General features: G+C 70.6%; 17 protein-coding genes. 8 read left to right on the top strand and 9 right to left on the bottom strand.

Annotated elements, in window-relative coordinates; genetic code table 11:
- Nucleotides 1–40: 40 nt before the first annotated feature.
- Together DMB66_RS46790 and DMB66_RS46785 are read right to left on the bottom strand one after the other, a co-directional pair.
- Complete coding sequence (locus tag DMB66_RS46790) at nt 41–913, bottom strand: Gfo/Idh/MocA family protein (protein ID WP_125810572.1); 873 nt, start codon at nt 911–913, stop codon at nt 41–43.
- Nucleotides 907–2,115, bottom strand: a complete 1,209-nt coding sequence (locus tag DMB66_RS46785) for an ROK family transcriptional regulator (protein WP_199753033.1) — start codon at nt 2,113–2,115, stop codon at nt 907–909. Before DMB66_RS46785 ends, DMB66_RS46790 begins: the two co-directional genes overlap by 7 nt.
- Nucleotides 2,116–2,320: 205 nt before the next feature.
- On the opposite strand from DMB66_RS46785, the gene DMB66_RS46780 reads away from it, so the two are divergent.
- The 6 genes from DMB66_RS46780 to DMB66_RS46755 all read left to right on the top strand — a co-directional run bounded on the left by DMB66_RS46780 (nt 2,321) and on the right by DMB66_RS46755 (nt 10,703).
- On the top strand, nt 2,321–3,367 hold the full coding sequence (locus DMB66_RS46780; protein ID WP_125810571.1) for a zinc-binding alcohol dehydrogenase: 1,047 nt from the start codon (nt 2,321–2,323) through the stop codon (nt 3,365–3,367).
- The gene (locus DMB66_RS46775) at nt 3,364–4,182 is read left to right on the top strand and encodes a sugar phosphate isomerase/epimerase (RefSeq protein ID WP_125810570.1); all 819 of its coding nucleotides are present in this window, start codon (nt 3,364–3,366) and stop codon (nt 4,180–4,182) included. The genes DMB66_RS46780 and DMB66_RS46775 overlap by 4 nt, the downstream gene beginning before the upstream one ends.
- Before the next feature lie 85 nt (nt 4,183–4,267).
- Nucleotides 4,268–5,560, top strand: coding sequence for a trehalase family glycosidase (locus DMB66_RS46770; protein WP_125810569.1), 1,293 nt, complete (start codon nt 4,268–4,270; stop codon nt 5,558–5,560).
- Nucleotides 5,557–7,371, top strand: a complete 1,815-nt coding sequence (locus tag DMB66_RS46765; protein WP_125810568.1) for a glycogen debranching N-terminal domain-containing protein — start codon at nt 5,557–5,559, stop codon at nt 7,369–7,371. The genes DMB66_RS46770 and DMB66_RS46765 overlap by 4 nt, the downstream gene beginning before the upstream one ends.
- Before the next feature lie 141 nt (nt 7,372–7,512).
- Entirely contained in the window at nt 7,513–8,736 is a 1,224-nt protein-coding gene (locus tag DMB66_RS46760) for a calcium-binding protein (RefSeq protein WP_125810567.1), read from the top strand.
- 158 nt (nt 8,737–8,894) lie between these two features.
- On the top strand, nt 8,895–10,703 hold the full coding sequence (locus DMB66_RS46755; protein WP_158647582.1) for an Ig-like domain-containing protein: 1,809 nt from the start codon (nt 8,895–8,897) through the stop codon (nt 10,701–10,703).
- Nucleotides 10,704–10,782: 79 nt separating this feature from the next.
- On the opposite strand, the gene DMB66_RS46750 is transcribed toward DMB66_RS46755, so the two are convergent.
- The 4 genes from DMB66_RS46750 to DMB66_RS46735 form a co-directional block, all read right to left on the bottom strand.
- Complete coding sequence (locus DMB66_RS46750; RefSeq protein ID WP_125810565.1) at nt 10,783–12,777, bottom strand: Ig-like domain repeat protein; 1,995 nt, start codon at nt 12,775–12,777, stop codon at nt 10,783–10,785.
- 119 nt (nt 12,778–12,896) lie between these two features.
- Nucleotides 12,897–13,040 carry a hypothetical protein gene (locus DMB66_RS64680; protein WP_233625334.1) on the bottom strand — a complete coding sequence of 48 codons (144 nt, stop codon included), beginning with the start codon at nt 13,038–13,040 and terminating at the stop codon, nt 12,897–12,899.
- Between the two features lie 109 nt (nt 13,041–13,149).
- A complete protein-coding gene (locus tag DMB66_RS46740) occupies nt 13,150–13,986 on the bottom strand; it encodes an MBL fold metallo-hydrolase (RefSeq protein ID WP_125810564.1) in 837 nt (278 codons plus the stop codon).
- Nucleotides 13,987–14,023: 37 nt separating this feature from the next.
- Nucleotides 14,024–14,863 carry a DMT family transporter gene (locus tag DMB66_RS46735; RefSeq protein ID WP_125810563.1) on the bottom strand — a complete coding sequence of 280 codons (840 nt, stop codon included), beginning with the start codon at nt 14,861–14,863 and terminating at the stop codon, nt 14,024–14,026.
- Between the two features lie 84 nt (nt 14,864–14,947).
- Here DMB66_RS46735 and DMB66_RS46730 point away from each other — a divergent pair, with 84 nt between their 5' ends.
- Nucleotides 14,948–16,390 (top strand): PLP-dependent aminotransferase family protein, encoded by a 1,443-nt coding sequence (locus DMB66_RS46730; protein WP_125810562.1) that lies wholly within the window; start codon nt 14,948–14,950, stop codon nt 16,388–16,390.
- A 104-nt stretch (nt 16,391–16,494) separates the two neighbouring features.
- Here DMB66_RS46730 and DMB66_RS46725 read toward each other — a convergent pair whose 3' ends face one another.
- Nucleotides 16,495–17,019, bottom strand: a complete 525-nt coding sequence (locus DMB66_RS46725; RefSeq protein WP_125810561.1) for a hypothetical protein — start codon at nt 17,017–17,019, stop codon at nt 16,495–16,497.
- A gap of 96 nt (nt 17,020–17,115) precedes the next feature.
- Between DMB66_RS46725 and DMB66_RS46720 the strand changes: the two genes are divergently transcribed.
- Nucleotides 17,116–17,301, top strand: a complete 186-nt coding sequence (locus DMB66_RS46720; RefSeq protein ID WP_125810560.1) for a hypothetical protein — start codon at nt 17,116–17,118, stop codon at nt 17,299–17,301.
- Nucleotides 17,302–17,314: 13 nt separating this feature from the next.
- On the opposite strand, the gene DMB66_RS46715 is transcribed toward DMB66_RS46720, so the two are convergent.
- Together DMB66_RS46715 and DMB66_RS46710 are read right to left on the bottom strand one after the other, a co-directional pair.
- Nucleotides 17,315–19,552, bottom strand: coding sequence for a hypothetical protein (locus DMB66_RS46715; RefSeq protein WP_125810559.1), 2,238 nt, complete (start codon nt 19,550–19,552; stop codon nt 17,315–17,317).
- Nucleotides 19,553–20,127: 575 nt separating this feature from the next.
- The coding region (locus tag DMB66_RS46710) for a Uma2 family endonuclease (protein WP_233625333.1) at nt 20,128–20,690 on the bottom strand (563 nt) is incomplete at its 5' end.

Genomic DNA, 20,690 nt, shown 5'->3' with positions numbered 1-20,690 from the left:
GGCCGCCCGCACACCGGGTGGCCGCGCCGAGCGGCCGGCCTCATCGGCTGATCCGATCGAGAAGCTCCTGCACCATCAGCCCCCGGCGCACGTCGAGGGCGTGCGGCACGCCGGAGCGTACGGCGGCGGCGAACTCGGCACGCAGCACCGGCCAGCACTCCTCGTGGTCGACCGTGCCGAAGTCGAGCGTCAGCAGCCCTGCCGGGCCGAACAGGTCGATCCCGGCCCGCGAGGATGGCAGCCCGACGGCACCGGACAGCGACAGCTGGCTGACCGCGCCGCCGCGGTGCACGCAGGTCAGCTCGATCCACCGGCGGCTGTCGCCGGCCGCGCGCAACTCCTCGACCGGCCCGAGCGCGGCGTCGACCAGGTCCAGCAGGTGCGGGCCGAGGTCGTACAGCGCGCCGCGGGTCAGCCGCCAGCCGGTTGCCATCGCGCCGCCCAGGAACGCGCCGTGCAGGTAGCAGGCCCGGGCGCCGGCCGCGTCGAACGTCGCCGCCGCGGCGAGGAAGGCCCGCGTACTCCGGTGATAGCGCTTGGTCAGCACGAGCTGGGTGACCACGCCCGACTCCTCGACGGCGTCGGCGAGCGCTCGCGCCCCGTCGAGGTCGAGCGCGATGGGCTTGTCCAGCAGCAGTGCCTTGCCGGCCCGGGCGGCGCGGGGCGCGAGCGCGGCCTGCACGTCGGGCGGCACGGCGAACGCGACGGCCTCGCACCGGTCGAGCAGTTCCTCGTACGAGCCGGCGGCGTGCGCGCCCAGCCGGGCGGCGAGTTGCTCGGCGGCCTCGGGGCGGCGGGACCAGACGGCCGCGAGCCGGGTCTGCGGGCCGGCAGCGAGCACCGGCCCGTGCATCGTCGCCGCCCACGGCCCGGCGCCGACCAGCCCCACCTCGACCGGCCGAGGGATCAGCACGTGACGGGTACGGCGGCGGGCATCGTGCGGGCGAGTTCGGCGTCGACGGCGGCCGGGGCGTACACCTGGTCGACGACCATCGCGTACCCGCCGGCCACCGCCGACTGGGCACCCAGCCGGCTCGTGGTGACCTCCAGGTGGCGGGTCGAGCGCGGCAACGCGCTCTGGTAGAGCACCTCTCGCACGCCGGTGACGAAGTGGATGTCCGCCAGGTCGCCGGCGATGACCAGCACCGCGGGGTTGAGCATGCACACGACCGTGGACAGCACCTCGCCGACGAGCTTGCCCGCCGTCCGGGCCAGGTGCACCGCCTCCGCGTGCCCCGAGCGGATCCGCTCGACCAGCTCGGCGCCCGATGAGGTGGGCGTGCCCGCGGCGGTGAGCTGCTGGGCCAGCGCGAGGCCGCTGGCCACCGCCGCCAGGCAGCCGTAAAGGCCGCACTCGCAGCGGGCCTCGCGATAGTCGTGCAGCCGGATGTGGCCGATGTCGCCGGCACCGCCGTCGATGCCGCGGTAGACCTGCCCGTCGATGACCACACCGGCGCCGACGCCGGTCGCCACCTTCACCAGCACCAGGGTCGGACAGCCGGGGTAGTGGACCGTCTGCTCGCCCAGCGCCATGAGGTTGGCGTCGTTGTCCACATAGACCGGCCGGTTCCAGGTGCCGCGCAACCGTTCGGCGATGGGGTAGCCGTCCCAGCCCGGCATGATCGGCGGCTGGGTGACCACGCCGGCGTCGAACTCGACCGGGCCGGGCACGCCGACGCCGATGCCGCGCACCCGGGCGGCGTCCCACCCGGCCTTGGCCAGCACCCGGCGGAACGCGCCGTCGACCCAGCCCAGCACCGACTCGGGCCCTCTGCCGATCTTGATCGGCTCGTGCTCCTCGGCGAGCGGCTGTCCGTCGAGGCCCACGACGGCGGCCCGGGCGTGGTTGCCGCCGAGGTCTGCCACCAGCACCACGCCGTGGCCGGTGTCCACCTCCAGCAGCTCGGCCGGTCGCCCGCCGGTCGAACCATCGACGCCGGAGGCCCGCAGATAGCCGGTCGCGCGCAGCGCGTCGATGCGCTGCGTAATGGTCGACCGGGACAGGCCTGTGTAGCTCTGCAGCTCGCCACGCGTGCGGGCCCGCCCGGTGCGCACCAGCCACAGCAGGTGCCCTGCCGAGTTCTGATTGCCTTCCGGCCTATCCATTGTCGGCATCGACTGTCGGTCCTCCGGTCAGGAGACGCTCCACGGCAGAGAAGGTGGTCACGATGAGTAGCGTAAGCACCACCGATTCGGGCGATGAAACGGTCCTGCTCGCCGGTCACTAATGTCCGGCGGCAAGGCATAAGTGGGTCACCCATCAGGCGTAAGAACGCGCGTTCTGCCACATTCCCGCCGCCGGCAGGGGTCAAATGTCGGGGTGCCGCAGACAGTCCAGTTCACCTCCCCGCACTGCGTCGAGGTGGTAGACCAGCCCGCCCTGGAACTCCGACCCGGCCAGGTGCGCGTGCGTACGAGCTTCTCCGGCATCTCCGCCGGCACCGAACTCACCGCCTACCGGGGCACCAATCCCTACCTGAACAGGTCCTGGGACCCCGACCTGCGGCTGTTCGTCGACGACACCAGCGGCCTGAACTATCCGTTGGCCGGGCTCGGCTATTCGGAGGTGGGCCAGGTCGTCGAGGTCGCCCCGGACGTCGCCGACGACGAGGTGCCACCGGTCGGCGCGCAGGTATGGGGCATCTGGGGGCACCGCAGCGAGGCCGTCCTGCCCGCCGAGAAGCTGCGCGGCTGCACTATTCCGGAGGGCCTCGACCCGGTCGCGGCGACCTTCGCGCGGGTGGGCGCGGTCGCCCTCAACGCGGTGCTCGCGGCCGACGTCCACCTCGGCGAGACCGTCGCCGTATTCGGCCAGGGCGTGCTCGGGCTGCTCGCCACCCGGCTCGTCCGGCTCTCCGGCGGCACGGTCGTGGCGGTCGACGCGGTGCCCGGCCGCCTCGAGAAGGCACTGGAGTACGGCGCCAGTGCCGTCGTCGACGCGCGCGAGGGCACGGCCGGGCCGGAGATACGCCGGCTCACCGACGGCCGCGGCGCCGACGTGGCGATCGAGTTCAGCGGCTCGTACCCGGCGCTGCACGAGGCGATCCGCTCGGTCGCGGTCAACGGCCGGGTGGTCGCCGCCGGCTTCTACCAGGGCGAGGGCGTCGGGCTGCGGCTCGGCGACGAGTTCCACCACAACCGCGTACGCCTGATCTGTTCGCAGATCGGCGGGGTGCCGCCGGCCCTGGCCGAGCGGTGGAACCAGACCCGGCTCAACCAGACGTTCCTCCGGCTCGCCGTCGACCGCCAGGTCGACCCCGTCGGGCTGGTCACCCACGTCATTCCGGTGGAAGAGGCGGCGGCCGCGTACCGCATGCTCGACCGCCGTCCACACGAGGCACTCCAGGTGGTGTTGAAGTTTCCATGATCAAGATTTCCTGCCAGGAGCAGTTGCTGCCCGGCCAGACCCTGCGGGAGAAATTCGCGTTCGCTCAGCGCGCCGGTTACGACGGCATCGAGCTGCGCGGCCGCGGCGACTTCGCGTTCCGCGACCGCCTGCCCGAGCTGCGCCAGGCGGCCCGCGACGGGGTGACCATGCCGTCGGTGTGCGTGGACATGCCGCACTTCTTCGGCGCCTTCGACCCCGATCTGCGCCGGGACGCTGTGGCCCAGCTCAAGTCGCAGCTGTCGGTGATCGCCGAGGTGGGCGGGCCCGGCGCGGTGGCCTGCACCCCGGCCTCGTACGGCATGTTCTCCCGCCGGCTGCCCCCGTTCGAGCCGCCCCGGGGCGCGGAGGAGGACCGGGAGGTCCTGCTCGACGGCCTGGCCGAGCTGGGCGAGCACGCCGCGCGCGAGGGCGCGACGCTCGTCCTGGAGCCGCTGAACCGGTACGAGGACCACATGGTCAACCGGCTGGAGCAGGCGGCCGAACTCGTCGACGCGGTGGGCCTGACCTCGGTAAGAGTGCTGGCCGACACCTACCACATGAACATCGAGGAGGACGAGCCCACCTCGGCGCTGGTCAAGACCGCCGCGCGGCTGGGACACGTACAGGTCAGCGATTCCAACCGCTTCCAGCCCGGCGCCGGGCACATCGACTGGGCGGCGCTGCTGGGCACCCTGGACGCCGTCGGCTACGGCGGCTACCTGGCGCTGGAATGCCGGCTGCGCGGCGAACCGGCCGCGGCCGTGGCCGCCGTGCCCGGCTTCCTGCGCCGCCACGACCTCAGCGTCCTGGCATGACCGCCTGCACCGAGCGGCAGTTGCCGGCGCCGAACGACGGCCTCGCAGGCGAAGGCCAGCAGGGCATGCCGAAGGAGGACACAGCATGACGCAGTTGCCGGCGCCGAATTTGGATCAGGCCGCGCGGCGGGTGCTGGCCACGAACTGGCGGCAAAGCGCCACCGTGCCGGCCGCGGGGCTCTATCCACACCAGTGGAGCTGGGATTCGGCCTTCATCGCGATCGGCCTGCGGCACCTGTCCCCCACCCGGGCACAGCGGGAGCTGGAGTCGCTGTTCGGCGCGCAGTGGCGCGACGGGCGCGTGCCGCACATCGTGTTCGACCCGCACGTGGCCGCCGACGCCTACTTTCCCGGCCCGTCGTTCTGGCGCTCCGCGTCGGTGCCCGACGCGCCGGCGGTGCCGACATCCGGCATCATCCAGCCGCCGGCGCACGCTCTCGCAGCCTGGTCGACCTACAGCGCCGACCCGGCGGCGGCCCGCGCCCGCGGCTTCCTGCCCCGGATCTACCCACGGCTGGTCGCGTGGCACCGCTACCTCACGACCCGGCGCGACCTGACCGGCAGCGGCCTGATGTCGATCGTGCACCCATGGGAGTCCGGAATGGACAACAGCCCGGCCTGGGACCAGCCGCTGTCGCGGGTCACGCCGGTGCCCACCACCGAGTTCACCCGCCGCGACCTCAACCACGCCGCGGCCGCCGAACGGCCCACCGACGAGGACTACGGGCGCTACGTCCGGCTGGCGCGCGACTACCGCGACGCCGGCTACGCCGACTCGCTGCGGGTGCACGGCTTCGCAGTGGAAGACCCGCTGTGCAATGCCCTGCTGGCGGCCGGCGAGCACGCGCTCGCCTCGATGGCGGCGGAACTCGGTCACGATCCGCAGCCACACCTGTCGGCTGCCGCACGGCTCACCGACGCGCTGGTGTCCACCCTGTACGACCCGGCCGCCGGCGCCTTCTTCCCCCGTGACGTGCACACCGGCTCGCTCATCCGGTCGTACTCCGTCGGCGGCATCCTGCCGCTCATCGTGCCGGGCCTGCCGGTCGCCGCCGAGCTGATCAAGACGGCACTGGGCGAGCGGTTCCGGCTGCGCGAGGCGTGCCCGCTACCGTCGTACGACCTGACCGCCGCCGACCACGACGCGAGCCGCTACTGGCGCGGGCCGGGATGGGTGAACACCGCCTGGCTGTGCTGGCACGGGCTGCGGCTGCACGGCGAGACCGCGCTCGCCGACGACCTGCGCCACCGGCTGCTGGACCGGGTGCGCGCCGCGGGCTTCCGGGAGTACTTCGACCCGCTGACCGGAGCAGGCCACGGCGCCGACGGGTTCAGCTGGACCGCGGCGCTGACCCTCGACCTCATCCGGGCGGCGTGAGCGGACACTCGGCGGTAGCCGGCACCACCTGCCTGCTCACCGCCGCCGCCGGGGGCGAGGTGAACGGCTCCATCGTGGACGGACTTTTCGTCGACGACTGCCGGCACGTATCCCGGTTGGTGCTGCGGGTGCCCGGCCCGCCGCTGCGCATCCTGCGCAGCGACCCCGAATCGACGGTGTACGCGCCGGAGACCGCCCGCCACGACGACCCGCCGTACGCGCTGGTCCGGCGCCGCCGGGTGCAGCCGGGCCGCTTGATCGAGTCGCTGGAGCTGACCAGCTTCGTCGCCGACCCGCGGACCGTCCGGGTGGGCTACGAGGTGGCGGCCGACTTCGCCGACCAGTTCGAGCTGCGCTCGGCGAACAGCTTCGACAAGTCCGACGCGGTCCGCCGCGCGGAAGTGGTCGGCGACAGGCTGATCTTCTCGTACGCCCGCAGGGGCTTTACTCGCACGACAACGGTTTGCGCCTCGCCGGCGGCCCGACTGACCACCGACAGTATTCAGTGGACGGTCGTGGTGCCGCCCCTGGGCTCGGTGACGCTGCAGGTCACCGTGTCGGCGTCGCCGCACGCCGAGGCTCTCGACGGGCACGCGGCCGACGACGGACGCGTTCCCACGGTGGCCCGTGACGACCTCGCTCGATGCGTACGACAGGGTCTCGCCGACCTCGACGCCCTGCGCATGCCGGCACCCGGCGTGCCGGGGGCGGTCGTGCCGGCCGCCGGCGCGCCCTGGTTTCTCACGGTCTTCGGCCGCGACAGCCTGCTGACCTCGCTGTTCGCCCTGCCCCACCGGCCGGAGCTGGCGGCCGGCACGCTGCGGGTGCTGGCCGCCACCCAGGGCCGCACGGTCGACGAATCCCGGGTGGAGGAGCCGGGCAAGGTGATCCACGAGCTACGCGGCGGCGAACTCGCCACGACCGGCGAGGTGCCGTACGCCCGCTACTACGGATCGGTCGACGCGACGCCGCTGTTCCTCATGCTGCTCGCCGCCCACCACGAGCTGACCGGCGACGACCTGCTGGCGAAGGCGCTGGAGGAGCCCGCACGGGCCGCGGTGCGCTGGATGCTCGGGCCGGGTGGGCTGGCCACGGGCTACCTGCGGTATCGCACCGACCTGCCGGGCCTGGTGCACCACTGCTGGAAGGACTCCGCGAACTCGATCGTCTTCCGGGACGGCACCCCGGCGGCCGGGCCGGTCGCGGTCGCGGAGGCACAGGGGTACGCCTACCGCGCGCTCCTGGGCACCGCCCGGCTCGCCACCCGGGTATGGGCCGACCCGGCATGGTCGGCGACGCTCACCGCGACCGCGGCCGACCTCCGCGACCGGTTCGCAGCCGACTTCCGGCTACCGGACGGCTTCGTGGCGCTGGCCCTCGACGGCACGGGCTCGGCGGTCGACGCGGCGGCGTCGAACGCGGGACACCTGCTGTGGTGCGGACTGCTCGGCGACGAATGGGCGGCCACGGTGGCCGACCGACTGACACGCGACGACTTCTTCTCCGGCTGGGGCGTGCGGACGCTGGCCGCGGGGCAGGCCCCGTACCACCCGCTGTCCTACCACCGCGGCGGCGTATGGCCACACGACACGGCGATCGCGGTGGCCGGCCTGGCCGCCACCGGACGCCCCGCCGAGGCGGCGCGCATCGCCGACGGACTGCTCGCCGCGGCGTCCTTCGGCGACGGCCGGCTGCCCGAGGTGATGACCGGCCTGGCCCGCGAGGGTGGCAGCGGCCCGGTGCCCTACCCGCACTCCTGCTCACCACAGGCGTGGGCGGCCGCCGCTCCGCTGCTGCTGCTGACGTTGTGAACTCCCCGAAACCGGCGAGTTTCGCCTGCGAAGAAGGCCGATACCTACCTTCTGTCCTGCGGGGCAGCGCGACTTGTTGATGGACCTTACGATCCTGGCACCGCGCGGCAGCACGTCGCCGGAGCCAGGGGAGGATCCACAATGGCTCGTTTCGTTTGGCTGCCCCGGGTCGCACTGACCCTCTTCACCACCGTCTCCGCCGGGGCGCTCGCCGCGCCCGCGCAGGCCGCCGCCACCGGGGTGGCCACGGTCGTAGCTTCGACGAAGGTGCGATTCAAGGCAGCGAACGGCAAACAGAACCGGGTCGTCGTGACCCGGAGTCGGAATACGATCACGATCGACGACCGGGTCGCGATCAAGGCGGGCAAGGGCTGCAAGGCCGTCAAGCGCGACAAGACCAAGGTCAGGTGCACGACCAGCAAGGCGCCGACCCAGGTGCTGCTCTACACGTACGACATGGCCGACTCGATTCGCAACGATACGAGCGTGCCCACGTACGCGGACGGAGGCACCGGCAACGACCTGGTCCTCGGCGGGTCGGGCGCCGACAAGCTGCACGGCTGGACCGGCGCCGACCGGATCTACGGCCGCGGCGGCGAGGACCACATCTGGGGCTGGACCGGCTCGAACACGATCTACGGCGGCGCCGCGAAGGACACCATCTGGGGCGGCTCGTCGGTGGACTACATCTACGGCGAGGGCGGCAAGGACGAGATCTTCGGTGACGCCGGCAACGACCGCATTCACGGTGGCCCCGAGCGGGACTGGCTCATCGGCGAGGACGGCAACGACTCCATCTGGGGCGAAGACGGCGACGACTACCTCGACGGCAGCGCCGGCGACGACAACCTCTCCGGTGGTAACGGCCGGGACGAGCTGCACCCCAACGACGGCAACGACCGGGTGCACGGCGGTCCGGGTGGCGACCGCATCTCCGCGCTCGCGGGCAACGGCGAGGGCGTCGGCGCGGACTACTACGGCGGTGGCACCGGGTATGACTGGCTGACCTACGGCTCGTACTTCACGAAGGCGGTCACCGTGGACGCCGACGGCGTCACGGGTGACGACGGCGCCGCGGGTGAGCGAGACACCGTAGCCACCGACATCGAGGCCATCACCGGCGGCAGCGGCGACGACGTGATCGTCGGGCGGCCGGCTGACGACAGCCTGAGCGGCGGACCGGGTAACGATTCGCTCTACGGCGGCGGCGGTGCCGACTACCTCTCCGGCGACGACGGCGACGACCACCTCAGCAGCAAGGACGACGACAAGGCGGCCGACTCGCTCAACGGCGGGGACGGCAACGACGAGTGCCTTCTCGGCGACACGGACTACAGCTACAACTGCGAGAACATCCCGGCCTAGGGCCGGTGCGCGCGGAGCTCCCCGAGGAAGCGCCGGCCTGCCGCGAGCAGGCCGGCGTACCCCACGACGAGACCGTTACGTTCTATGATCTTGGGCGTCCACACCGCTCGATCTCTGCGGCGTTCGGGACCCCCTCAATGAGCTTCGGAGCTTCTCGGTTGAAACGGATCATCAACACCCCGCTGGCGCACGTCGCTGCGGCCATTCTGATGGGGTCGACCGCGATCGCCCTGTCCGCGACGCCCGCCCTGGCGGCGGCCCTGCCGGATCTGCGAGTCACCATCGCCGTCGGCCCCGCCCAGACCGCCTATGCCATCGGCGATGAGGTCACCTTCACCCTCACCGTCACCAACGCCGGTGACGCCACCGCGCTTGGCGCCCGGCTCGAGGGTGGCCGCGAGGACGGCATCATCCGGGCGTCCGACCCGCCAGACGACCGGTTCGACCTGGCTCCTGGCGAGCAGCACACCATCACTTGGGACGGAACAGTCGATCGTTCGGCGGCCGTAGTGGGCGCGGCGGTGGGCGCCTGGACGTTCGCCAACGACGCGGGTGAGGCGAACCAGGCCGACAACACCGGCCGCTTCCGGTTGCTGGTCCCCGGGCTTACCGGCGGCGTGACCGTGAAGACGTTCGCCGACATCCTCGGCACCGGTGACAGCCGCCAGCGCGGCACCTCCGGCGTCGAGCTGACCTTGACCGACGGCCTCGGTGGGACCGTGGGCACGGTGACCACCGATGCGACCGGCATCGCGCAGTTCCCCGGCGTGCCCGCCGGCGACCAGTACCGCATCGCGGTGACCGGATGGCAGCTCACCCACGAGGCCGGGCGGGTCCAGGTCAAGGGTGGCAGTACCGCTTCGGTCCAGCTGGCGCTCGTGCCCGGCAGCGGCCCGGCGGCGGCCCGGCCCACCGTGTCGAGCACCGGCCTGACCGAGGGCCAGCTGCTCGGACACTTCCCCCGGCTCCGCCCGGCGTACGCCGACGACGTCGCCGTGACGAAGGTGGAGGTGCTCGTCGAAGGAGTGCTCGCCGAGTCGTTCCTGGCGCCGATCCCGGCCGAGCTGTCGTTCGCCCTGCCGAACCCGCCGCGGCTGCACGACACCGACGCACAGGTCACGGTCCGCGCGTACGACGCCGACGGGAACACCGGCGTGCGGAGCACCCGCGTCCACGTGGACGTCCTCGCCCCGGAGTTCACCCTCACCCCGGCCTTCGGCGCGACGCTGAGCGGTGTCGTCAGCTTCCAGGCCACCGGCCTCTCCCCGGACGTCGCGAAGATCCTGCTCCGTGACTCAACCGGGGCCGTCGTCGCGCAGGCGGACCACGCACCGTGGACCTTGAGCTGGGACAGCCGGGGCCGCAACGGTGACGAATTCATGCAGGTGCACGTCTTCGACACCGCCGACAACGCCAGCTTCGGGGTCGGCACCTACTACATCGACAACGCCGGGCCGAGAGTCACCGCCATCACTCCCGGCACCAACGCCCTGGTCCGTGGCACGGTGCGCACCACGATCACCGCCTCCGACAGCAGCGGTGTCGCCTCCGCGTCGGTCCGAAACGGCAAGGCCACGGCTGCGCGGTTCACCTGGACGGTCACGCCGAAGGCCCAGGGACCCTTCACCATCGAGTGGACCGTGACCGACCGGCTCGGCAACCGCACGGTCGCACGCCGGGTGGTGGTCAACGACACCGTCCGGCCCACCCTGAAGGTCACCAAAGCGCCGAAGAACCGGGCCAAGCTCACCAAGAAGGCCACGATCACCGCGTCGGCCGCCGACCGCAACGGCGTCGCTCGCGTCCAGCTGCTGGTCAACGGCAAGGTCGTGGCCACCGACACGAAGGCCGGATACGCCTTCACGCTGAACCCGAAGAAGTACGGCAAGAAGTTCACGGTCCAGCTGCGCGCATACGACCGCGCCGGCAACGTGACTGCGGGCAGCAAGCTCACCTACCGCCGCTGATCCGTAGGCATCGATCACCGAACGGCGAAGGCCGGCCGGACCCTGGGGAGAGCCCCGGTGGTCCGACCGGCCTTCGTTCTTACTTGGTGAAGTACAGGTACTGGTACGAGGTCCACGTCGTGGTGTTCAGGCTGTCGCCCGAGTTCGAGCTGCCCTTGACGTACCCGGTCCGGACCCGCATCTTGTAGCCCTGCCAACCGGCGCCACTGAGGTAGATCGACGCCTTGACCGGGAAGTACCCGTTGCCCCAGGTCCGCCACTTGCCCTGGAAGTAGAACTGCACCGAGACGTGCGCCTTCCGCGCGTTCGGTGCCGCAGTCATCTTGACGTTGAACTTCGCCTTGGTCTTCACGTGGTAGTAGCGGTACTTCGTGCTGCCGATCTTGCTGGTCTTGTAGTACTTCGACAGCTTCAGCGACACGCTGACGTTGGTGCCGACGATCGCCGAGACGGTCTTCGGCGCGGTCCGCGCGTCACCGGCGAAGACCGCGGACACCGTGGTGTCGCGGGTCAGCCGGATGCTCGCCGATACGGACCCCGCCCTGCTGACCACGGCCCGCTTGAGCAGCCGCCGCTTCTGGTCGCCGCCGCTCGGGTCGGCCCAGATCTCCACGGTCCGGTTCTTGTACGTGGCACCGAGGCGCGCCGCGAAGGTGCCCGTCTTGCCGTACCCGTAGACCTTGCCGTTGTTGGTCAGCGACAGGGTCGTGGCCGTCCGGGAGACCGCGACCGACCTGGTCGCCGTGGCCGCGGAGTGTTTCTCGTCCCCGGCGTAGGAGACCCGGTAGGTCACCTTGCCACCGGCCGACGTGGTGTCGGTGAACGAGAACGACCCGTTGGCGGCGATCGTTCTGGTCCCCAGCGACTTGCCGGACGGGTACTCCAGGTCGGTGCGGGTGACGGCCACCGGGGTGCCGGCCGGCAGCGGGAGCGAAGCGGTCAGCGTGCCGGTGATGGTGATCGGCCTCGCCCGGGTCGCCGACGCCGGGCCGGACAGCTTCAGCACCGGCAGCGACTTCTTCGGCTCGGTGAACACCCGCAGGTAGTGGATCTCCGAGTAGTTCTCGGTGACGGTGAACAGCCGGTTGCCGTCCGGCTCCCAGGCGAGCGCCCGCTCGGCCACCTCGTCGTAGCCGGTGGAGATCGGGTCGGTGTGCGGAAGGGCGTATCCGCGGATCGGCGCGGTGCCACCGGGCGCGAACACCCGCACGGATGTCCCGCCGGTCGCCACCGTGCCGTCCGACGCGACGGCCACCGCCCGGACCCAGCCGTCGACCGGGTAGGAGCCGGCCGGTTCCAGGTTGGTGCTGTCGGCGACCGTGACCGCGTTCGCGTCGGCGGCGACCACCTGGGTGGCATCCGGGGTGAACGCCGCGTCCCGGGTGTAGCCGCCGGTGACCTGCTTCGCCCCGGTCCGGGTGAAGGTGCCGCCGGACACGTTGTAGACGGCGACGCGCCCGCTGGAGGTGCCCGGGTCGAAGGCGGCGAGCAGCCCGCCGTCGCCCGGCGCGGAGGTCAGCTGGGGCGCACCGGACCAGAGGCCGTAGGCGCCCGTGCTGTCCAGCGGCAACTCCACCACCGGCTCCGCGCCGCTGAGGTCGAGGGAGCCGATGTTGCCGTCCGAGCCGGCGAACGGGTCCCGGCCGAAGTTGTCGTAGCTGAACCAGAGCTTGCCGGCCACGCTCTCCAGCGACAACGGATAGACGCTGGCGCCCAGGTCGTACCGGACAGGTTCGGTGAGGGTGGCGGCCGAGAGGGCGACGATCGCCCGTCCCGACTCCAGAGCACCGTAGAGCTTATCGCCGCCGGCGGAGAGCGCCAGGCCGGCGACCCGGGGCAGGCCGCTCGCGGTGGCGACAACCGTTCCGTCGTACGTCGTCTCGACGATCTTTCCGCTGGTCGGGTCGCTGACGAAGACCCGCTGGCGCGCGCTGTCCACGACCAGGTCGCCGACTGACTTGATGGGCAGAGCCTTGCCGGAGTCTGCCAGCGCCGGCGTGGCACCGGCCGCGAGCGCAGTGGATCCGGCCAGTGCGGCCACCACGGTGGCGGCACCGATCCTTCGGTTAAGCATTCAGATCCCCCGTGGCACAGGACAACGATGTCGATGTCACGCGCGAGGGTATATCGAAGATCACCAACAGCACCTCGCCCAAACGGACGAGTCGCTCCCGGATCGTCGCAACGGTGACGTCACGCCGCCAGCCGAGACAGGTCATGCAGCCGCGCCACCGTTCCGTCACGGACGTGGGCTCCCTCGGGACTGAGTTCGTAGCGGTGGTTCTCATCGGCTGCCGCCATCACAGCAAGGTCATCCAACGTCACCTGCGTCGGCATACTCGCACCCACTGCCTCGGCGCTCGCATCGGAGCCTGTGAACAGGCCCGCGAACGCCCAGCGGTCACGAGGTGGACCGCTGGGCAGGCATTGTTTCGCTTACCGACCGCTAGCCGGGCGTCCCGTCACGCTCGCTTCTTCGGGCGAGGCGCTGGGCCTGCCCGTTGTGCACATCGCTTACCCACTCCCAGCCGGGCTTAGCCGATGGGCCGACCCGCGGGTCGCTGGGAACCTGGCCCGCACGCAATGCGAGTACATACTCCCGATCCCGCTCGATCCGTTCGCGTACCTGGTCAGCTCCGCCGACCGACCCGTGGCCAGGGACGAGGACATCGACGTCGCCCGCCACGCTCTCCAGCAGCCGCAGCGCTGCGAGGTAGTCCTCGATCGGGTCGGCGGTGCCGTCCAGGTCGAGCATCGGAATCAAGACATCAGAGAGCATGTCGCCGGCGACGAGAACCCCACGTTCTTCGATGAACAGCGCTGCGTGGCCCGGTGCGTGCGCTTGATGCTCGATGATCCGGACTTGAGGGCCATCCCATGGAATCTGCGCCGTCTCGGCGGGCAAGGCGGTGATGAGCCCGTACAGGTCAAGTGGGACCTGCTCGGCGATGCCCGTCGGCTCCAGGTGGGCGGTGATGCGGGCCTTCGCACCAGGGTCGGACAACTCTTCCCGGACAGCGGTCGCGCATCGGGCCGTGCCGTAACGAGGGGCCGCGCCGAACTGAGCGTGCCAGAGCAGGTGATCCCAATCCGGATGCGTCGAGAAGCCTCCCACAACGGTCTGGCCCGAATGGGACAGGTCGTTCGCGAGGCAGGTCATTTCGTGGTCCTGCACCCCGGGGTCGATGAGCAACACGCCGGCGCGGCCGTGCACGACGATGGCGTTGCTCTGCACGAACTCGCTCTCGTGGACCATCACACCCTCCGCGATCTGCCTGAGCACGGTGTTCCCCTTCCCCTTGTATGTGACTTGTTGTGGTTCATCCCAGAGCCAGGATGGCGACTGCGAGGGTGCAGATCACGATGCCCGTACGTTGTCCGGCGCCGATCCGCTCTCCGAGCACCCCGGCCGCGAGCAGCACAGTGACGGCCGGGTAGAGGGAGGCGAGGACGCCGGCGATGCCGAGGCCGGTCGCTTCGGTGGCGACCATGAACGCGAGGGTGCCCGAGGCGCCGAGCACGCCGGACGCGCTGCCCCAGCCGAGCACGCCGCGGCTGGGACGCCAGGGCTGTCCGAGGCTCACGGCGGCGACCACGGTCAGGATCGCGCCGACCAGTTGGTTGGCGGCCAGCGGCAGCAGGCCGGCGCCATCCGAGATCTGGGCGAGTGCGATGAAGAGGACGCCGAACCCCGCGCCCGCGGTGGCGCCGTCAAGGAGCGCTCCCCGCGTCCTCGCCGGTCGATCCGACGTGGTCTCGCGGGAGACCAACCAGAGCCCCGGAAGTGCGGCGAGCACACCGACCCAGACCAGCCAACTGGGGCGCTCACCGAGGGCCACCCCCACCAGCACGGGGAGGAGGGCGGCACCGACCGCCGAGATCGGCGCCACCAGGCCCATCCGGCCGCGGGCCAGCCCGCGGAACAGGAAGATGCTGCCGGTCGCCGAACCGACTCCGGCCAGCAGCGCCCAGGCGAAGTCCGACGGGGCCGGGCTACCCGGCAGCGTCAGGCCGGCCATGAGCATGAGGAGCGCGCCAGCGGCCTGCCCGACCAGCACGACCCGCCACAGGGAGTGCCGGCGCGAGCCGACGCCGCCGATGAAATCCGCGGCACCGTACGCGAGAGCCGACGAGAGTGCCATGAGGACTCCGAGGTTCATGACATCGAGCCTGCGGCTGATGCGGTCCAGTCTGAAGGTCCACTCGCGGACCCGCCGAGTGGACCATTTGCTGATACTGGTGGCATGACGGTGGAATGGGCCCGCGGCGGCCCCGACCTTCTGGTGGCGTTGGACCGCGGCGCTGGCCCGCTAGGGGTTCAGATCCAGGACCAGTTGCGGGCGGCGATCCGGGATCGACGGCTCAGCCTCGGCGAGCGCTTGCCGTCAACTCGGCGCCTGGCCGCGCTGCTCGGCGTCTCGCGCGGCACGGTCGTCGATGTCTACGAGCAGTTGCTGGCCGAGGGTTACGTCGAATCGGCAGTCGGCTCTGGGACGCGGGTGGCCGCGATGCCGGCCGGCGGGCCGGTCCGGCATGCGCCCGACGTCGTTGCCGCCGCGCCGCCCCGGCCGGCCGAGGTCGACTTCGAGTACGGCATCCCCGATCTCGGCTCGGTGCCGTTGACCGCCTGGAGTTGGGCGGTGGCGGAGGCGACGCGGACCCTTCCGACCGCCGAGTTGGGTGACGAGGACCCGGCCGGTTCAAGGCACCTGAGAGAGGTCGTCACCGCCTACCACCGTCGCGTTCGGTCCGGGTGCGCGGTCGCCGAGGAGGCCGTCGTCGTTTCTGGCTTCCGGCAGGGGTTGGCTTTCGCCCTCGCGACGCTGGCACAGCACGGCATCCGGCGCATCGCGCTGGAGGATCCCGGTCCCCGCGAGCATGACGTCATCGCCCGCCGCGCGGGCCTGGACGCTGTGCCGGTTCCCGTCGACGACCACGGCCTCGACGTGGGCCGCCTGCGCGAGACCGGGGCACGGGCGGTGTTGTTGACCCCGGCCCACCAGTGCCCCACCGGCGTCGCGCTCGGCCCGTCGCGGCGACGCGACCTGGTTGCCTGGGCGGACGAGGTCGACGGGGTCATCCTCGAGGACGACTATGACGCCGAGTTCCGATACGACCGTCAGCCGGTCGGCTCACTGCAGGGCCTCGACCCGGCCCACGTGATCGCTCTGGGCTCGGTCAGCAAGACGCTCGCACCCGCGATCCGGCTGGGCTGGGTGCTCGCACCACCACGGTTCGTGGCAGGGATCGTCGAGGAGAAACGGCTCAGCTGTCGCGGCGCCCCCGGCCTGGACCAGGAAGCGCTGGCGCTGCTCATGGAGTCGGGCCGTTTCGACCGCCACTTGCGACGCGTGCGGGAGATCTACCGCGCACGCCGGGACGTGCTGGCGGCCGCGGCCGAACTCGCCTTCGGGCCGGACCGGTTGCAAGGGCTGGCGGCCGGCTGTCACGCTCTGCTACGCCTCCCCGAGGGGACATCCGAGCGTGCCGTCGTGGCGACCGCGGCGACCATGGGCGTGCGGGTCAACGGACTCGGCCACTACCGGTTCGTGGCCGCTGACGCGGAAGCTGAGCCGGGCCCACGCCCGCCCGCTCTCGTGCTTGGCTTCGGCAACGTCACCGAGCAGCAGATCAGCCGGGGCATCCGCACACTCGCCAAAGCTGTTCGGCACCGGGAAATCAGCTGATTCAGAGCCCGTCGAAGTGAGTCATGCCAGCCAGGCACCGGCTCCGACCATCTGCGAGACCTCCGGCGGTGAGAGCGCCGTCGCCCCAGGCGCTGCGTCAGGGCTCAATTGATCAGGGGCGAACCGTGCAGGCTCCAGGTCTTCGTGCCCTCGCCGTCGTCGGTGATGTCGTACTTGATGTTCCCGTCGGCGGACCACCCACCGTCGAGGCCGGAGCTGGACAGCGCCGAGCATTGGTCGATCAAGTTGTGGCTGTCACCCGAATCGTCGAATGTCCCGGTTTCGTAGAAGTTGATCGACGTGGTCAGGTCACATGCGTAGGTGGCCTTGTCGACGTTGTTGCGTTCGAGGCGCAGGTTGATGTTGAAACTGTTGAACTTCCTGATGTCTGGACCGCCGTCGCCCCAGGAGCCCTTGGCGTAGGCGACGTGGCGTCCGTTGGCGGTCTTCTTGACACACAAGCTGATTTTGATATCGACGTTGAAGCCGTTGGTGTCGAACTCGTTCGCCTGCTGGTCGCTGCACTTGGGCGCGGCGAGAGCCGGTGAGGTGGCGAACACCACCGTTCCAGTCAGCGCCGTCGCCACGGCCAGCGCCGCCGTACCGATGCGCTTCATGATGCGGTTCACGCGATCTCCGATTCAAGGTAGGCCGATTCAGGGCTGCCAGCTCACCAGGTTCCGCGCTACGGCTCCAGGTGGCGAAGTGGACACCGTTTGGTCCCCATGGCTTTCGTCAGCCCTGCCGATGCCGCTCGGCCCGGTCAGCGGGCGGCCAGCCGGTCAGGACTGCCACTACCCAACACCGCCATCAGCGTGAGCATGAAAAAGCCCTTCACCTCGCCGTTATGGCTGGTGAAGGGCTATTTCTTGCTGGTGCGCCCGAAGGGACTCGAACCCCTAACCTTCTGATCCGTGGTTGGGGTTAGCGGACGTCGATGTAGTCGAAGACGCTGACGGCTCCGGCGGAGGCCGTGTCGGCGGCGTATACGAACCGGTAGGAACCGTCTGCGGTGGCCGTGACCGTGGTTGTCAGCTGACCCTTGGCGTTTGACTTCACCGACTTCACGGTGGTCCACTTTTTCGCGCCACGTTTGATCCACTGCAGCGTGACTGCGCGGTTGGCGTAGGCGGCGTAGGTGCCGGTGGCCCAGTCGGCTCGGGTGAGCGTACTGGTGATGGTGATCTTCTTGCCCTTCCTGACCGGCTCGGGGGTAGCGTTCGCGGTAGCCAGCCTGGTGACCCGCTTGACCACCAGGGTGCCCGCACTGTGCCGGTGGGCGAGGCCCGTGCCGTTCTTAGCGGTCGCCCAAGCCGAGGCGCGCCACGTGCCGGCCAGCGCGTTGCTGGAGAACATGTAGCGCACGTCCCAGAAGTACAGGGTGGCCGAGCAGCTAGCGGTGGTGGCGTTCACCGGCGTGCAGCTGGTGTCGGCCAGTTGAACCCCGTCGGGGGCGTTGTAGGCGCCGTGCCAGAGGAACAGGCCCGCGTCGGCGATGCCGGAAGGGGCGGTGGCGGTGAACGTCGCGGCGACGCTGGCCGTGCCTGAGGTGCCGAGGTTCAGCACGCTGCCGCCGTTGATCGTCACGTTGGAGACGGTCACGTCGCCGGTCTTCTCGTCGGCGCCGGTAGCCGGGCCTGCGAACGCGCGCTGGACGGTCCGGGTCAGCTTGCCGCCCTGGTCGTTTTCGGCGGTGATCCGCAGCGAGACGAACGCCGCCGTGGCCGGCACCGCGAGCGACGCGGTGACGCCCGCTCCCGAGGCGGTGAACGGCAGGTCGGTCCAGGTGGCACCGTCGTCGGTGGACCATTCGATGGCCCGGATCGTGCTGGCCGCAGCGGTGCGCCGGGTGGACGGGACGACGGTCAGGGTCACCGGGGCGGCGCCCGCCCTGTTGCGCTGGTCCAGGCCGGTCGACGCCATCGCGAGGTCCATCAGGTCGAGCACGCCGCGCGTGGCGCTGCCGGAGGTGAAGGTCCAGTCGCTGTCGACCATCGTGGCGAGCTGGGAGCCCGCGACGGTCCGGGTGTGGGTCTGCTTCAGCTGGTACGTCTGCTCCCCGGCCGGCACGTCCACCACCATGCTGCCGGTGCCGGACGTCTTCAGCACCTGGCCGCCGGCGCTGAGCTCGACGGTGGCCTTGGCGGCGTAGTCGTAGCCGTGGTTGCCCGCGCTATCGCCGTACGGCATGTTTTCCAGGATCTGCAGCTGGTTTCCGGCCCGCCGGGAGTCGTCGTTGTACTTGCGGCGGCTGGGCGCCAGAGGACCGACGCCGGCCGTCGTGGACGGGGAAAGACCGGCCGGGAGGACGCGATCACCGAGGTCGAGGTACTGGGACGCGCCGTATCGGGCGAACCGCGAGACAGTCACGCCGGGGGTCACGTACTCGACGAAGGTCGCGGGCAGGCGCATCTGGGTCGACAGGTAGACGCCGGTCCATTCGCCGAACATCGAGACCGACTCGTACGTGCCGGGGGTGTTGATGCCCTGACCCCGGATGGTCGTGGTGGTCTTCGCCAGCGCCGCGGTCTTCGACGTGCCGATCAGGGAAGACGGGAACGGGTGGGCCCAGCTCTTGGTGAGGTCGTACCGGTACGGGCTGGGCCGGAGCGCGGTCGTGCCCTTCTTCGTCAGGATCTCGTGGGTACGCAGCGTGGTGCCGGGGGTGGAGGCGGTCGTCACGAATGTCCGCGTGTTGTTGTAGCCGCCGGCGAATCCGATCAGGTCACCGTTGGGCAGGGACAGCCAGACAGCGCTCGCGTCGTGCCGGGCGGTGGCGTCGTCGACCTTGAGCGCGACCTCCTTGGCCGACGCCTGGGCCAGGACGACCGTCTGTGCACTCGAGGTCACGGTGAACGACTTGGTCAGCAGGAAGCTGTCGACGTCGTAGATGCCGTACATCGCGCCGACGAAATAGTTGCCGGGCGGCAAGGCGACCGTGGCGGTGAGCGAGCTACCCGGGTTGTTGACGGGAAGGTAGGTCCAGGTGTCGCGGTTCCACAGGTGGATCGTCTTGTTCCAGGCCGACCAGTTCGACGAGTCAATCTTGATCGTGGTCCGGTAGGTGGCGGCCGCTGCGGTGACCGCGGCCGCGGCCGCCGGCGCGCCGGTCTTCGCCTTGAGGGCGGGCTGTGGGTCCTCACCGAAGGGCTGGACCCGCACCGTCCCGCCAGTGGAAACGAAACCGAACGGCTTCTCCGTTCCCCCCGAGGCGGAGGTGTAGCGGAACGCCGAGCGGATGCCTCCTTCCGGAACGACTGAGAGAACGTCGGAGGGGGCGCCGGTGGGAGCCGTGGGCGGCGCGGCGACAACCGGGGAAGCGGGTGGGACGAGGAGTAATGATCCGCCCAGGAATGCCGAGACGCCGACGCCGAATGAGCGCAGCCGCGACCGATACCACCGACTCATGAAGTTCCTCCCCCGTTACGACGCGCCTCTGCGGCGCGCCGTAACGGTAGCGTTCCGACCTCACGCTCTACAAGTGACTGCCGATGGCTGAGGACGCGAGGACTCTTGGGGGCCAACTCCGCCCTCTCACCCCCGGGACGCCCCCACACCTTGGCGGAGGATTCCACGGGATACCGAAGCTTGATCTACCGCGAGGAGCGCCTACCGCGAACTCCGCTCCGACCGGCGGCGAAGCGAAGCCCCGACCACGGGTCGGGGCGCCTACAGGCCACCGGTGAGCGCGTCAATCACACAGGTCGACGTCCTCGCTCGGCCCGTCCGGGAAGGGATCACGAAATGTCGGGAACGGTGCTCAACAGCCAGGCAAGCGGTTGAGGACCACCGGGGTGAAGCTCATACTCACCGGCGGCACTGAGGGCGTGCCGATGCACCGCGGTGACCGCATCACGCTCGACAAACCAGTAGTGGGGGATCCCGGCCTTGGCGTACTCGACCTTCTTGATCATCCGATCGGTGACCTCGGAACCCCTGGAAACCACCTCAACAGCGAGCAGGAGCCCGACCGTCCCGGCATAGCTCGACCTGGCCGGGCGCGGCGGCATGCCTTCCGCCCACACGGTGAGGTCAGGAACTCGCCCGCCACCGACATCGATGCCGCAGTCCGTGACAACCTGCTCCGGGCCGTAGCCATTGGTGAGGAACCAAGCGAACATCCGCGACACGATAAGCGCGTGATCAGGATCCGCGGGCGGCATGACGGACAACACTCCCTCGGGACTGAGTTCGTAACGGTGGTTCTCATCGGCTGCCGCCATCACAGCAAGGTCATCCAATGTCACCTGCGTCGGCATACTCGCACCCACTGCCTCGGCGCTCACCACGCCTCCCCTGC

The sequence above is a fragment of the Actinoplanes sp. ATCC 53533 genome (assembly GCF_003947245.1).
Note: the sequence above shows the minus strand (reverse complement) of the source record. Positions and strands in the feature narration are given on the sequence as shown.

What these genes read in the sequence shown, in the direction of transcription:
- DMB66_RS46735 (WP_125810563.1), bottom strand. Translation starts at nt 14,863, where the DNA reads ATGAACCTCGGAGTCCTCATGGCACTCTCGTCGGCTCTCGCGTACGGT.
- DMB66_RS64680 (WP_233625334.1), bottom strand. Translation starts at nt 13,040, where the DNA reads ATGCCGACGCAGGTGACGTTGGATGACCTTGCTGTGATGGCGGCAGCC.
- DMB66_RS46730 (WP_125810562.1), top strand. Translation starts at nt 14,948, where the DNA reads ATGACGGTGGAATGGGCCCGCGGCGGCCCCGACCTTCTGGTGGCGTTG.
- DMB66_RS46760 (WP_125810567.1), top strand. Translation starts at nt 7,513, where the DNA reads ATGGCTCGTTTCGTTTGGCTGCCCCGGGTCGCACTGACCCTCTTCACC.
- DMB66_RS46750 (WP_125810565.1), bottom strand. Translation starts at nt 12,777, where the DNA reads ATGCTTAACCGAAGGATCGGTGCCGCCACCGTGGTGGCCGCACTGGCC.
- DMB66_RS46775 (WP_125810570.1), top strand. Translation starts at nt 3,364, where the DNA reads ATGATCAAGATTTCCTGCCAGGAGCAGTTGCTGCCCGGCCAGACCCTG.
- DMB66_RS46785 (WP_199753033.1), bottom strand. Translation starts at nt 2,115, where the DNA reads ATGCCGACAATGGATAGGCCGGAAGGCAATCAGAACTCGGCAGGGCAC.
- DMB66_RS46770 (WP_125810569.1), top strand. Translation starts at nt 4,268, where the DNA reads ATGACGCAGTTGCCGGCGCCGAATTTGGATCAGGCCGCGCGGCGGGTG.
- DMB66_RS46720 (WP_125810560.1), top strand. Translation starts at nt 17,116, where the DNA reads ATGGCTTTCGTCAGCCCTGCCGATGCCGCTCGGCCCGGTCAGCGGGCG.